Annotated in this window: 12 protein-coding genes; 7 read left to right on the top strand and 5 right to left on the bottom strand. The window is 58.0% G+C overall.

Features of this window, described 5'->3' with window-relative positions; translation table 11 throughout:
• Positions 1-17: 17 nt before the first annotated feature.
• The 5 genes from cheR (at position 18) to flgE (ending at position 4156) form a co-directional block, all read left to right on the top strand.
• On the top strand, positions 18-845 hold the full coding sequence (gene cheR / locus ACN1C3_RS32720) for a protein-glutamate O-methyltransferase CheR (RefSeq protein WP_419119862.1): 828 nt from the start codon (positions 18-20) through the stop codon (positions 843-845).
• A 359-nt stretch (positions 846-1204) separates the two neighbouring features.
• The gene (flgB, locus tag ACN1C3_RS32715; RefSeq protein WP_419119861.1) at positions 1205-1612 is read left to right on the top strand and encodes a flagellar basal body rod protein FlgB; all 408 of its coding nucleotides are present in this window, start codon (positions 1205-1207) and stop codon (positions 1610-1612) included.
• Positions 1613-1615: 3 nt separating this feature from the next.
• On the top strand, positions 1616-2059 hold the full coding sequence (gene flgC / locus ACN1C3_RS32710) for a flagellar basal body rod protein FlgC (protein ID WP_419119860.1): 444 nt from the start codon (positions 1616-1618) through the stop codon (positions 2057-2059).
• A 15-nt stretch (positions 2060-2074) separates the two neighbouring features.
• Positions 2075-2800, top strand: coding sequence for a flagellar hook assembly protein FlgD (gene flgD / locus ACN1C3_RS32705; protein ID WP_419119859.1), 726 nt, complete (start codon positions 2075-2077; stop codon positions 2798-2800).
• Between the two features lie 30 nt (positions 2801-2830).
• Positions 2831-4156 (top strand): flagellar hook protein FlgE, encoded by a 1326-nt coding sequence (gene flgE, locus ACN1C3_RS32700; RefSeq protein ID WP_419119858.1) that lies wholly within the window; start codon positions 2831-2833, stop codon positions 4154-4156.
• 76 nt (positions 4157-4232) lie between these two features.
• Here the strand turns inward: flgE and ACN1C3_RS32695 are convergent, their stop codons facing one another.
• On the bottom strand, positions 4233-5087 hold the full coding sequence (locus ACN1C3_RS32695) for a LysR family transcriptional regulator (RefSeq protein WP_419119857.1): 855 nt from the start codon (positions 5085-5087) through the stop codon (positions 4233-4235).
• Between the two features lie 89 nt (positions 5088-5176).
• On the opposite strand from ACN1C3_RS32695, the gene ACN1C3_RS32690 reads away from it, so the two are divergent.
• Positions 5177-5617: a multidrug/biocide efflux PACE transporter gene (locus ACN1C3_RS32690; protein ID WP_419119856.1), complete on the top strand. Its 441-nt coding sequence runs from the start codon at positions 5177-5179 to the stop codon at positions 5615-5617.
• Between the two features lie 81 nt (positions 5618-5698).
• Here the strand turns inward: ACN1C3_RS32690 and ACN1C3_RS32685 are convergent, their stop codons facing one another.
• The 4 genes from ACN1C3_RS32685 to ACN1C3_RS32670 form a co-directional block, all read right to left on the bottom strand.
• On the bottom strand, positions 5699-6421 hold the full coding sequence (locus ACN1C3_RS32685; protein ID WP_419119855.1) for a TylF/MycF/NovP-related O-methyltransferase: 723 nt from the start codon (positions 6419-6421) through the stop codon (positions 5699-5701).
• Positions 6421-7284 carry a hypothetical protein gene (locus ACN1C3_RS32680; RefSeq protein WP_419119854.1) on the bottom strand — a complete coding sequence of 288 codons (864 nt, stop codon included), beginning with the start codon at positions 7282-7284 and terminating at the stop codon, positions 6421-6423. Before ACN1C3_RS32680 ends, ACN1C3_RS32685 begins: the two co-directional genes overlap by 1 nt.
• A gap of 211 nt (positions 7285-7495) precedes the next feature.
• Positions 7496-9112, bottom strand: coding sequence for an inorganic phosphate transporter (locus tag ACN1C3_RS32675; RefSeq protein ID WP_419119853.1), 1617 nt, complete (start codon positions 9110-9112; stop codon positions 7496-7498).
• A 234-nt stretch (positions 9113-9346) separates the two neighbouring features.
• Positions 9347-10369: a transporter gene (locus ACN1C3_RS32670; RefSeq protein ID WP_419119852.1), complete on the bottom strand. Its 1023-nt coding sequence runs from the start codon at positions 10367-10369 to the stop codon at positions 9347-9349.
• A 279-nt stretch (positions 10370-10648) separates the two neighbouring features.
• Here ACN1C3_RS32670 and ACN1C3_RS32665 point away from each other — a divergent pair, with 279 nt between their 5' ends.
• Positions 10649-12274, top strand: a complete 1626-nt coding sequence (locus ACN1C3_RS32665; protein ID WP_419119851.1) for a methyl-accepting chemotaxis protein — start codon at positions 10649-10651, stop codon at positions 12272-12274.
• Positions 12275-12572 lie beyond the last annotated feature (298 nt).

Genomic DNA, 12572 nt, shown 5'->3' with positions numbered 1-12572 from the left:
TTTAAGAGGCGGTACCATTGTCTACGGGTAATTTGGATTTCGAACAGTTCCGGGTCTTCCTGGAAAAAGCCTGTGGCATTTTGCTCGGTGAAAATAAGCAATATCTGGTGTCGAGCCGTCTCAATAAACTGATGGAACAGCAGGGCATCAAATCCTTGGGTGAGCTGGTTCAACGTATTCAGACTCAGCCGCGCAGTGGTTTGCGCGAGATGGTGGTGGATGCCATGACCACCAACGAAACCCTCTGGTTTCGTGACACCTATCCGTTTGAAGTCTTGAAGAACAAAGTCCTGCCCGAGTCGATCAAGGCCAGTCCTGGTCAGCGTTTGCGGATCTGGTCGGCGGCCTGCTCGTCGGGGCAGGAACCCTACTCGCTGTCCATGTCGATCGATGAGTTCGAGCGGACCAACATGGGTCAGCTGAAAATGGGTGTGCAGATCGTTGCCACTGATTTGTCCGGCACCATGCTGAACAATTGCAAGACCGGTGAATACGACAGCCTGGCTCTGGGCCGGGGCCTCTCTCCAGAGCGGCTTCAGCGCTACTTCGACCCCAAAGGGGCAGGGCGTTGGGCGATCAAGGCACCGATCAAGAGCCGGGTGGAGTTCCGCTCGTTCAACCTGCTGGACAGCTATGCGAGCCTCGGCAAGTTCGACATCGTGTTCTGCCGCAACGTGCTGATCTACTTCTCTGCTGAGGTGAAGAAGGACATCCTGCTGCGGATTCACGGCACCTTGAAGCGCGGCGGCTATCTGTTCCTCGGCGCTTCCGAAGCGCTCAATGGCTTGCCGGATCACTACCAGATGGTTCAGTGCAGCCCCGGGATTATTTACCAGGCGAAGTGATTCGTTCGGCGTCATAAAAAAACGGGAGTCCTCAGGGGCTCCCGTTTTTTTATGCCCGCCGATTTTCTGTGCGAGTTCCACGATCCAATGTGGGAGCGGGCTTGCTCGCGATGAACGATGACGCGGAGTTTCTGATGCACCGAGGCGCCTGCATCGCGAGCAAGCCCGCTCCCACAGGGGTAGTCATTGCCTTTGGGCAGCGGCAGAAAAGCGGCAGGTGGCGGAAATCAGTTGCCGCTTTTCTGGCATTGCCGCTTTGCCGATGCCCGCAAAGCCCCGGTTTACGGGCTTTCGCTAATTGGCATGACGCTTGCTATGTTCACCGTACGAAAAAACTGGTCACCCGAAGGTCACCCGACATGAGCATCAGCTTCGATAAAGCGCTCGGTATCCATGAACAAGCTCTGGGCTTTCGCGCTCAGCGAGCCGAAGTTCTGGCCAACAACATTGCCAACGCCGACACCCCGAACTACAAGGCTCGGGATCTGGACTTCTCTGCCGTGCTTGCCGCGCAGAATGAAAAGACCAAGAGCGGCACTTTCGCCTTGAACATGACCAATAGCCGTCATATCGAAGCCGAAGGTCTGGGCAATGGCGACGAGTCGTTGCTGTATCGCACACCGATGCAACCGTCGATTGACCAAAACACCGTGGACGCCCAACTGGAACAGTCGAACTACGCGGAAAACGCGGTCAACTTCCAGGCCAGCTTCACACTGCTCAACAGCAAATTCAAAGGGCTGGTGTCAGCCCTGCGCGGAGAGTAATTCATGTCTCTAGCCAGTGTTTTCAATATTGCCGGCAGCGGCATGAGTGCTCAAACCACTCGCTTGAACACCGTCGCCAGTAACATCGCCAACGCCGAGACCGTCTCTTCGAGCATCGACCAGACCTACCGTGCCCGTCACCCAGTGTTCGCCACCATGTTCCAGGGCGGGCAGAGCGGTGGCAGCGATTCGTTGTTCCAGAACCAGGACGGCGCCGGCCAAGGCGTGCAAGTGCTGGGTGTGGTCGAAGACCAAAGCAACCTCGAAGCGCGTTACGAGCCTAACCACCCCTCTGCTGACGCCAAGGGTTATGTCTACTACCCGAACGTCAACGTGGTTGAGGAAATGGCTGACATGATTTCTGCCAGTCGTTCGTTCCAGACCAACGCAGAAATGATGAATACCGCCAAAACCATGATGCAGAAGGTCCTGACCCTCGGTCAGTGATAAGGGGCGACTCAGATGAGTGTTACCGATACCACCAGTGGCCTGACTCTCAACCAGATTCTCGCCAACTCCTCCAAGACCACCACCACTAGCACCACTGATGGTTTGGCGGCCGCGACCGGCAGTGCAACCGGCAATAAGGCGTTAGGTAAAGACGCTTTCCTGCAATTGCTGGTGACTCAGCTGAAAAACCAGAACCCGCTCAGTCCGCAGGACAACGGTGCGTTCGTGGCCCAGTTGGCACAGTTCAGTAGCCTGGAAGGTATTACCAAGCTGAACGACTCGGTCACCTCGCTTTCCAGCAGCTACAAGTCGTCGCAGGCCTTGCAAGCCTCTTCGTTGGTGGGGCGTTCGGTGGTTGCACAAACCGGATCGGCTTATGTCGATACGACCAAGAGTCTGACAGGCACGGCAGTGATCCCGGCGTCCGTTGCCGGCGCTACCGTGACCATCAATGATAAAGACGGCAAGACGGTGAAAACCATCGACCTGGGTAGCCAGTCCGCGGGCAATGCCACCTTCGTTTGGGACGGCACCGACTCATCGGGCGCGAAGGTTGATCCGGGCACTTACACCTTCAAGGCAAGTGCTTCCATCGATAACACCACAACCGACCTGGTCACTTATCTGCCTGCGACCGTCAACAGCGTGACCCTGAGTCAAACCGGCGGCGAGATGATGCTCAACCTCGCAGGCCTGGGCGCTGTTGCCCTGTCCAAAGTACAAACTATTGGCCTATAGAGCCGACTAACGCGGCACAAGGAGAGGAATATGTCTTTCAATATCGGCCTTAGCGGTCTCTATGCAGCCAACAAACAACTGGACGTTACCGGCAACAACATTGCCAACGTCGCTACCACCGGCTTCAAATCGTCCCGTGCAGAGTTCGCCGATGTCTACTCGGCCACCAAGCTGGGTTCCGGCAACAAGAGTGTGGGCAATGGGGTCAGCCTGGCCGCCGTTTCCCAGCAGTTCGGTCAGGGAGATGTGAACAACACCGGCAACGTACTGGACATGGGCATCCAGGGTGCCGGTTTCTTCGTCATGAGCGATAGCGGCTCGCTGACCTACACCCGCGCCGGTACGTTCAAGACCGACAAGGACGGCTACATCACCAACACCGCCGGCACCTCCCGTCTGCAAGGTTACGGTGTGGATGCCAACGGCAAGATCGTCAACGGCGTGATGACTGACTTGCGGATCGATACCTCTAACCTTTCACCAAAGGCTACTGGTGCGGTAACGTCGACCATCAATCTGAGCTCGACCGCAGCGTCTATCGACCAGGTCGCGCTGCCATTCGATCCGAGTAAGGTCGACACCTACACCAAGTCCTTCAGCACGCCGATCTACGACAGCCAGGGCAACCAGCACACCATGGACCAGTACATGGTCAAGACTGCTTCCAATACCTGGCAGACCTACACCCTGGTGGATGGTCGCAACCCGGACGGCTCTGCACCGACGGTGGGTGGGGCTACAGATCCGGTGGCGTCGACCATGACCTTCGATTCGGTAGGTCAGCTTGTTTCGGTGGCCACTCCACCTGCTACTCCGGTAGCGCCTAACCCGACCAACAGCCTGCAATTATCAGGTTGGGTGCCAGGTACTGTGACCGGCGGCGTCTGGACAGCCAACGGCGCGAGTGCGAACGCCAGTGGCGTGGCGATTGATATGACCAAGACCACCCAGTTCAACGCCGATACCGCGCGTTCGCTGCCGACTCAGGACGGCTACGCCACAGGCCAGATCACCAACCTGACCATCGACGGCACTGGCACTCTGTTCGCCAACTTCAGCAACAGCCAGAACAAGGCTATTGGTCAGATTTCATTGGCCAGCTTCACCAACGAGCAGGGTTTGCAGGCAGTGGGCGGTACCAGCTGGAAAGAAACGTTCGCTTCGGGTATCCCAGGCTACGATGCTCCAGAAACCGGCACCTTGGGTTCAGTGGTTTCCAACTCCCTGGAAGAGTCCAACGTCAACCTGACCAACGAGTTGGTGGACTTGATCAAGGCACAAAGTAACTACCAGGCCAACGCCAAAACCATCTCGACCCAAAGCACCATCATGCAGACCATCATTCAGATGGCCTGATGTCTGCTTGCTGATACTGCTTCACAAAAAGCCCCTCGATGCAGGGGTTTTTTGTGGGTGATATTAAAGAGCTGCATCACTCCAACATCTTCCCCAGCAACCAACTCCCCGCCGGTCCTGGCGGATGCAGACGCGACCACAACGCATCTACCGCCACCGGTCGCGGCCAGCCGCGCACGTTGAGTTCCTGAAGCGAGCCGGCACCAAAGCGGCCCACCAGCCAGCGCGGCAGTGGTGCCCAGCCGAACCCCCGCTGAGCCATTTCCAGCAGCATCAAGTAACTTGGCGCCGACCAGACCCGGCCCTGCGCGCGGGTTTCGTAGGGGTTGACGATGGTCGCCAAACGCAACTCGCGGTGTTGTTGCAAGGTGTCCTTGTCGACCTTGTTCAACGCAGCCAGTGGATGGTCACGAGACACAAACAGCGCGATTTCCGTGCGTTCGTCGACCGTCGAACTGGCAAGGTCTGCCGGGTAGCTCGATTGCATCTCGGCGAAGGCAATCTGCGCCCGACCACGCTGGACCAGCGCGATCAGATCGTCGCATTCGGCGATCAGGCATTCGAGTTCCAGGTCCGGGTAACGCTGCTCGAACGCGCTCAGGCTCGCCTCGAAACGGTCGGACTGATAGGTGTCGGAAATGGCCACGGTCAGCTTCGGTTCGAAGCCTTGCGACAACTGGCTGGCGGCCATTTCCAGGCGACTGGTGGCGGCCAAAATATCTTCGGCACGCTGCAGCATCACATGCCCGGCCGGGGTCAGGCTGGGCTTGCGGCTGCTGCGATCGAACAGGATCACGTCCAAGTCGATTTCCAGGCTGGCGACGGCCGCGCTGATGGTCGATTGGCTCTTGCCCAGCTTGCGTGCGGCCGCAGAGAACGAGCCTTGGGTCGCGGCCTGGACAAAAGCCAGCAATACTTCGTGAGAGGCCATGAACTATCGCTCTGATCGATGGTTATTGGTTATGAAGTATCGGTCTGGTGGGCAATGATGGCAACCATCGTTACCCAGAGAGATTGATCATGAGTACCCCAAAATCCCTGACTGAACGGGTTTTCCAGGCCATCGGCTTTGAAGTATTCGCGGTGTTGATGTGTACGCCGCTGTTCGCCTGGTTGATGGACAAGCCGTTGCTCGACATGGGCGTGGTGACCATCGCCAACTGCTTTATCGCGCTGGGCTGGAACGTGCTCTTCAATGGCATGTTCGACCGCATGCGCGAGCGTTTCGCCATGGCCCAGAACGGCTGGACCCGCCTGTTGCATGCGTTGCTGTTCGAAGGCGGTCTGGTCATCGTCAGCGTGCCGCTAGTGGCCTGGTGGCTGAACATCAGCCTGTTGCAGGCACTGATCCTGGACATCGGCGTGCTGCTGTTTTTCCTGCCCTACACCTACGTCTATCACTGGGGGTATGACGTGGTGCGCGAGCGGGTGATGGTGCGCCGAGAGCCATGTCGCGGATGACAGGCAAAAACGCTGCACCCACAAGGATAGCGTTCGCTTAACTTAGCCTCGCTCCTGCAAGAGCGAGGCTTTGGGAGCCGATCAGATGTGGAAGTAACCCACGCAAGAATCGAACGGCAGGCGTTTGAGTTCGATCTTGTTCATGTCGAACACTTCACGCAGGGCTTTGGTTTCGCCCGGGAAGTTGCGATAGGCAACTTCGTCCAGCACCACGATGGCGCCTTTTGGCATGTACGGCAGGAAGGTCTCCAGCGCGACTTTGGTCGACTCATACAGGTCGGTGTCGAGGATCAGCATTGCCACGACCAGGTCCGGGCGGGTTTTGACCCATTCTGGCGCAGTCTTGCAAATGTCGCCTTTGACCAGCTCGCAACGCGGGATGCGGTTGACCGGACGCAGCAGGTCGTTGGCGTCGATCATGTCCTGGATCAGCGACTGGTCGGTGTCGGAGAACATGGTCTCGTTGACGTCGGCCGGGTCTTCATTCTTGTTGATGCTTTGGAAGCCTTCGAAGGTGTCGAAACCGACGATCGAACGGTTGATTGCGTAAGGTTCCAGAATCATCGACAAGTGCATGTAGAGCATCAGCGAGTTGCCCTTGTACACGCCGCACTCGATGATCGCGCCCGGAATCTCGGCGACCTTCTTGAACAACTCCATGCGCGACAACGCAGCAGTCACGCCAATGCGGTTGGCGAACACGTACGGCGCATCGGCCACGTACTCGGCGTCGACCCGTTTCAGGACGTTGGCACGGGTTTCGTTGTATTCGGTCTCGGCAGGCGTAAGGCGACGCTTGGTCATTATTTGGCTCCTAGGAAATTCGAGAAATCGTGGACGTGTAAATAGTCTTTGAAACCGGCCCCGACATCCGGGCAGGCGCTGTCGACATTGATTGCGCCGCGTTTGTGCTTGAGGTCATCGAGGTGCATCAGCCGGAAATCCACGCTGAAACGGGTCTGTTCGGTGTAGTTGGGTACGGTGCCATGCAGGTGCGAGCCAGAGAAAATCAGCATCTCGGCGGTATTACCGGCGACGCGGATTTCTGATGCGGTGTTGATCTCTTCCAGCGGCACCGGGTGAACGCGGACTTCTTCTTTGACGTTGTCCTTGGCTCGCTCACGCTGCACGTTGATCCAGTCGGACAAACTCCACTGTGCCGAGGTGTTCTTCACCGGCACATCGAAGTAGCCCGGATTGATCATCATGGTCTGGTCCGGGGTGATGGTGTACACCGGCATCCAGGTGTTGATCTGGCAATCCACGCCGCCGTACCAGGTGTCCCGGTGCGGCTTGTAGGCATAACTGATGCCGGCGTGCAGATAGTCGTAGTTCGGCACCACGCGTATGCGCGGCACGTCGAATATGTAGTCTTCGGGGGCAGCGCCGATTTCCAGGGTGAAGGCGCGAATCAGCTCCTTGACCTGCAGACTGTTGGTGAACTGGCCTTTGAGTCGGGTCACCAGGGTGACGAACTCTTCGACCGGCATCAGGGTATGCAGGGACTGGTGATCAGTCTCGCCGTCAAACGCTGCGGTGATGCTTTGTTGGGCGAATGCGCACAGTTCTTTCGCGGTGTTGAGCTGGGTGTTCAGGAAGATGTCGCCTGCGTAGATGGCGCTTTTGAAGTCAGCTTTCTTCTGAAGCTGATTGATATACAGATTCACGGTTTCCCCCTCCTGAATGCGTTGGCTCTCTTAAGAGTCGGCACCAAGGTAGCAAACTGAAGTGAAATCCATCGGGCGCGGGAGCAAAAGATCGTTAATACGCTGATTTTTCGACGAAATGCGTGCGGCGCTTTTCTGCGTCTGATTCGCTGGATAAAAAAACCCCGAACCGATTGCCCGGTCCGGGATTTTTTGAATGGTTCAGCGCGGCTTAGAACATCTGCGTAAACAACCAATACAAACTGCCTGACAGCAGGATCGCTGCCGGCAAGGTCAGCACCCAGGCCATCAGCAGGTTACGGATGGTGCGCATCTGCAATCCACCGCCGTTGGCGACCATGGTCCCGGCCACACCCGACGACAACACATGGGTAGTCGACACCGGCAGCCCGAACATGTCAGCGGCGCCGATGGTCAGCATGGCCACGGTTTCCGCTGAAGCACCCTGAGCGTAGGTCAGGTGGGTCTTGCCGATCTTCTCGCCGACCGTCACCACGATGCGCTTCCAGCCAACCATGGTGCCCAGGCCGAGGGCGATGGCCACGGCGATTTTCACCCACAGCGGAATGAAGCGTGTGGCGTTGTCGATCTGTTGCTTGAACAGTTGCAGCTTGCCTTGGGTATCGGCATCGAAGTCGCCGACTTTGTTCTTGTCCATCAAGCGGATGGTTTCGCTGGTCAGGTACATGTCGTTACGCACGTTGCCCATGGCTTCAGCAGGGACTTTGGACAGCGAGCCGTAACCCTTCACTTCGTTGCCGATATTGCCGGCCAGTGCGGCGAGGGCGGGGATCAGTTCCGGTGTCACCTGTTTGCTGCGCACGTAGTCGGAGAGCGTCGGACGCGGGTCGGCCGGTGCCGGTTGCGGTGTGTTTTTGACCAGCGCTTGCTGGGTGACTTCGGCCACGGCCGCGAACTGCAAGGCCTGATCGGCCGGCATGGTTCGGTTCAGTGCATAGGCCATGGGCAAGGTGCCGACCAGGATCAGCATGATCAGGCCCATGCCTTTTTGCCCATCGTTGGAGCCGTGGGCGAACGACACGCCGGTGCAGGTCAGGATCAACATCCCGCGAATCCACCAAGGCGGCGGGGTGTTGCCTTTAGGTGCCTTGTACAGCGCGCGATTCTTGACGAATATCCGCAAGGCCATCAACAGCAGCGCGGCAAACGCGAAGCCGATCAGTGGCGAGAACAACAACGCATAACCGACCTTGGTCGCCTGTGCCCAATCTACGCCGCTGGTACCGTCGCGGCCGTGCATCAGGGCATTGGCCACACCGACGCCGATGATCGAGCCGATCAACGTGTGCGAGGACGAGGCCGGCAGGCCCAGCCACCACGTACCGAGGTTCCACAGAATCGCGGCGATCAGCAGGGCGAAGATCATCGCAAAACCTGCTGAGGAACCCACCTGCAGAATCAACTCCACCGGCAGCAAGGCAATGATGCCGAACGCCACTGCGCCGCTGGACAGCAGCACCCCGAGGAAGTTGAAGAATCCGGACCAGACCACTGCAAAGTGCGGCGGTAACGAGTTGGTGTAAATCACCGTCGCGACTGCGTTGGCGGTGTCATGGAAGCCGTTGACGAACTCGAAACCCAGGGCGATCAACAGCGCGACACCCAACAGCAGGAACGGTGTCCAGGTGGTGACGGTTGTCTCCAGGTCGTTCATGTCGTGCATCAGACTGTAGGCTGTGAAAAGCAGCCCCATTGCCAGTACGGCGAAAAAAACCACGATGGTGATCAGACCGGGCTTTTTGTCCAGATTCGGTTTGGCATCACTGGCGGGCGCTTGGGTGGCGGCGTTCGAGAAAGGGGTGGCCATGCCAGACAATCCTTTGAAGGAGGGAGTGTCAGTCATGATCGTTGCCAAGTGTTACAGATAGGCTGCGCTGGATCAGTGTTTAGGTGTTGTGCCGGGGCCATTTATCCGAAGGTGAAGTTGATCGTTCCCATGCTCCGCGTGGGAATGCATCCATTGACGCTCTGCGTCACGGCTGGACGCAGAGCGTCCGAGGCGGCATTCCCACGCAGAGCGTGGGAACGAGCAGCCGTGTTTTCAATAATCCTGGCGCTTGCGAAACGCCCAGCGTCCGGCAATCACGGTAAAGGTCGCTACCAATGCCACCAGAATCCAGAAGCCTTCGGGATCGCCCGAGAGCGGGATGCCGCCAACGTTCATGCCGAAGAAACCGGCAATGATATTGATCGGCAGTGCCAACACCGTGACCACGGTCAGGGTGAACAGGGTGCGGTTGCTTTGTTCGTTGAGGTTGGCGGCGATTTCTTCTTGCAGCAATTTGATCCGTTCGCCCAAGGCCGTGAGGTCGTTGATGATCAGCGCAAACTCCTCGGTGGACTTGCGCAGCTCCTTGACGTCTTCCTTCTGTAACCACTGCGGCGGGCGATTGAGCAGCCGTAGCAACGAACCTGGCTCAAGCGCCAGTAGTCGTTGCAAGCGCACCAGCACCCGACGGTTGGCACCCAGTTCGGCGCGGTTGGTTGAAAGGCGCGAGGACAACAACTGGTCTTCGATCTGATCGACGCTGATGCTGGTCTTGCGCACGATTTGGGTCAGCACTTCGCCCTGATCGCGCAGCAGATGCACCAGCAGTTCCAGCGGCGAGCGAAAGCGCTCACCAGCCTTGACCGAGGAACGCAGCTTGTCCACCGAGTGCAGGGGTTGCAGACGAGCGCTGATAATCAGCCGACTGCGAGCGCAGACCCACAGGGTCGAGATGTCCGAAGACACCATGCTGCTCAAGTTGAAGACCACATCGTTGACCACTGCCAGCAGTGCCGAGTCGACGTGTTCGATACGCGTGGAACGCGAGCCTTCATGCAGCGCTTCGAAAAACTCTTCCGGCAACTCCAGATGGGTTTTCATCCAGCGCTCGCAGGCAGCGTGGGCCAGGTTCAGGTGTAACCAGAGAAACTCGTCGGGATCGCCGGGTTGCTGCAAGTATTCCAGAGCCTTGGCTGAATCGATCTCACGGCCGCGTTCGCCGGGGCGAAAGCTGAAGCCGTAGAGCAGGCCGAACAGATCAGTGTCGCGATGGATTTGGTCGATGCTGTGGTTCATGGAGTCTCGCTGGCGGGACGTGCCTGTCGCAGATTTCACAGGTTCACTTGAGCCGCATCATGGCAAGGCTATTTGACGGTTTTGTGACAGCTTGACTGCGCCGCCAGGGGGAAATTGACCGGTTATCGGATCGATTCAAGAACGTCTCTATGGCGCCGATGACGCTTACGTTGAGTTCCTCGCCTTTGGCTGTAAGCCAAACAGGCGCTGACAGGGATGTCCGTATGTCATGCATGCCCCTTCGTGGCCTGTTCTATCCCTGTCATGAGATCCCACTCGATGTTTGTGCAGAAATCCCTGAGAGCTCAAATCCTGGCACTGCTGAGCGGCAGCCTGTTCGCGATGCTGTTGATTGCCCTGGCCTGCTTTCACTTTCTTTCCAGCGGTGTTCAGAACTATCGAAACCTGATCGAGGGCCCGTTGCATACCTCGCAACTGATTGACGAAGCCAACCTGCAATTCAAGGCTCAGGTTCAGGAGTGGAAGAACGTCCTGCTGCGCGGCAAACAACCGCAAGACCTGAGCAAATACTGGACGCAATTCGAAGACCGCCAACGCGACGTCCAAGGCATTCTTGGTCAACTGGCGAACCAGCCAGGAATCGACGCACAACTCAAGACTCGCATCGAACGCTTGCGCGAAGAACACCGTGCATTGGGCACGGCCTACCAGAAGGGGCGCGACGCGTACGTTGCCGCCGGGGCCGACCCAACGGTGGGTGACACCGCGGTCAAAGGCCTGGACCGCGCCACCAGTGAGCAAATGAGCGAGCTGGTCAGTGAACTGCGCAAGCAGGGCGCCGAGCAATCGACATTGATCAGCGCCGACGCTGATCGCACCGTGCTGCTGGGGATTGTGGTGATGCTGGCGTCGGGACTGTTGATCGGCCTGCTCAGCCTGTGGCTGGTCAACCGCAACCTGGTCGAACCAATCCGCACGTTGATCGAATACGTCGCCCAGCTCAGCCAAGGTCGGTTTGCCGAGCGCGTAGCGAGCAACCGTCAGGATGAACTGGGCAAGCTGGCTATTGCGGCCAACACGTTGCGCGACTTCCTCGCGGAAACGTTCAGCCGTTTGCAGCGCAGCGCCTCGGATCTGGACAGCGCCAGTGGTGAACTGAATTCGATTGCCGGCCTGATGGCCCACGGCACCAACGAGCAATTCAACCGCACTGATCAAGTCGCCACGGCGATGAATGAAATGTCCGCCACCGCCCAGGAAGTCGCCCGCCATGCTGCTGATGCAGCGCGTGCTGCCGACGAAGCCGATCACTCTGCTCAGCAGGGTGAAAAGGTCATGCAGGGGACGATTCACACCATTACCCAGATGCGCGGCGAAATCGCCAATACCGCCACGGTCATCCGTCGTCTGGAAACCGACAGCGGGCGGATCGGCAAGGTGCTGGAAGTGATTCGCGGGATCGCCGAACAGACCAATCTGCTGGCGCTTAACGCCGCCATTGAAGCGGCCCGGGCTGGTGAAGCCGGACGCGGATTTGCCGTGGTCGCCGACGAAGTGCGCAGTCTGGCTCAGCGCACCGCGGCGTCGATCATCGAGATCAATCAGATCATCCAGACGGTGCAAACCGGCGCAGTGGATGCGGCCCAAGCCATCGAAAGCGGCCAGTCACGCAGTGAAGAAAGCGTCGAACAAGTGACTCAGGCCGGCGCGATGCTGGAACGCATTACCGCTTCGGTGGAAGCGATACGCGACATGAACCGGCAAATCGCCACGGCCGCCGAAGAGCAGACCTCGGTGGCTGAAGACATTTCGCGCAATCTCACCGAAATCACCACCATCGCCAGTACCAATCTGGACAACGTGCAGCGTACCGAAGCGGCGAGCCGGAATTTGCACGGGTTGTCAGGGCAGTTGAATGAAGTGACCGCACGCCTGAGCGCATAGCCAGTTCCGTCGATGTGATTGGTGTATCGGCTCGGTGTCCGGGCCGATACACGATAAAGCTAAAGATTGAACGGCTGACGTCGATGACGGGTTTATCCCTAAACCTTCATGGAGACACCGCCCATGGTCAGCATCACGTCCGTCTCGATCAACCAGACCCTTTCCACCACCTCGGTACGTGTCAAGGTACCTGTCGCCTTAGTACTGCTGCGGCTAACCCAGAACGCCCTTAACTTCAGGGCGCTCTGGGTTCAAATACACCGCATCTGCCAACTTCCAGTTGCGTGTCCTGGTACTC

It is taken from the genome of Pseudomonas sp. H11T01 (assembly GCF_048515765.1).
GTDB lineage: Bacteria > Pseudomonadota > Gammaproteobacteria > Pseudomonadales > Pseudomonadaceae > Aquipseudomonas.
The sequence above is the reverse complement of the archived record's forward strand: the minus strand, read 5'-3'. Positions and strand labels throughout refer to the sequence as shown.

Excerpts from the sequence above, each read along its gene's own strand:
- flgB (WP_419119861.1), top strand. The coding sequence starts at position 1,205 with ATGAGCATCAGCTTCGATAAAGCGCTCGGTATCCATGAACAAGCTCTG.
- flgC (WP_419119860.1), top strand. The coding sequence starts at position 1,616 with ATGTCTCTAGCCAGTGTTTTCAATATTGCCGGCAGCGGCATGAGTGCT.
- flgD (WP_419119859.1), top strand. The coding sequence starts at position 2,075 with ATGAGTGTTACCGATACCACCAGTGGCCTGACTCTCAACCAGATTCTC.
- flgE (WP_419119858.1), top strand. The coding sequence starts at position 2,831 with ATGTCTTTCAATATCGGCCTTAGCGGTCTCTATGCAGCCAACAAACAA.
- ACN1C3_RS32695 (WP_419119857.1), bottom strand. The coding sequence starts at position 5,087 with ATGGCCTCTCACGAAGTATTGCTGGCTTTTGTCCAGGCCGCGACCCAA.
- ACN1C3_RS32690 (WP_419119856.1), top strand. The coding sequence starts at position 5,177 with ATGAGTACCCCAAAATCCCTGACTGAACGGGTTTTCCAGGCCATCGGC.
- ACN1C3_RS32685 (WP_419119855.1), bottom strand. The coding sequence starts at position 6,421 with ATGACCAAGCGTCGCCTTACGCCTGCCGAGACCGAATACAACGAAACC.
- ACN1C3_RS32675 (WP_419119853.1), bottom strand. The coding sequence starts at position 9,112 with ATGGCCACCCCTTTCTCGAACGCCGCCACCCAAGCGCCCGCCAGTGAT.
- ACN1C3_RS32670 (WP_419119852.1), bottom strand. The coding sequence starts at position 10,369 with ATGAACCACAGCATCGACCAAATCCATCGCGACACTGATCTGTTCGGC.
- ACN1C3_RS32665 (WP_419119851.1), top strand. The coding sequence starts at position 10,649 with ATGTTTGTGCAGAAATCCCTGAGAGCTCAAATCCTGGCACTGCTGAGC.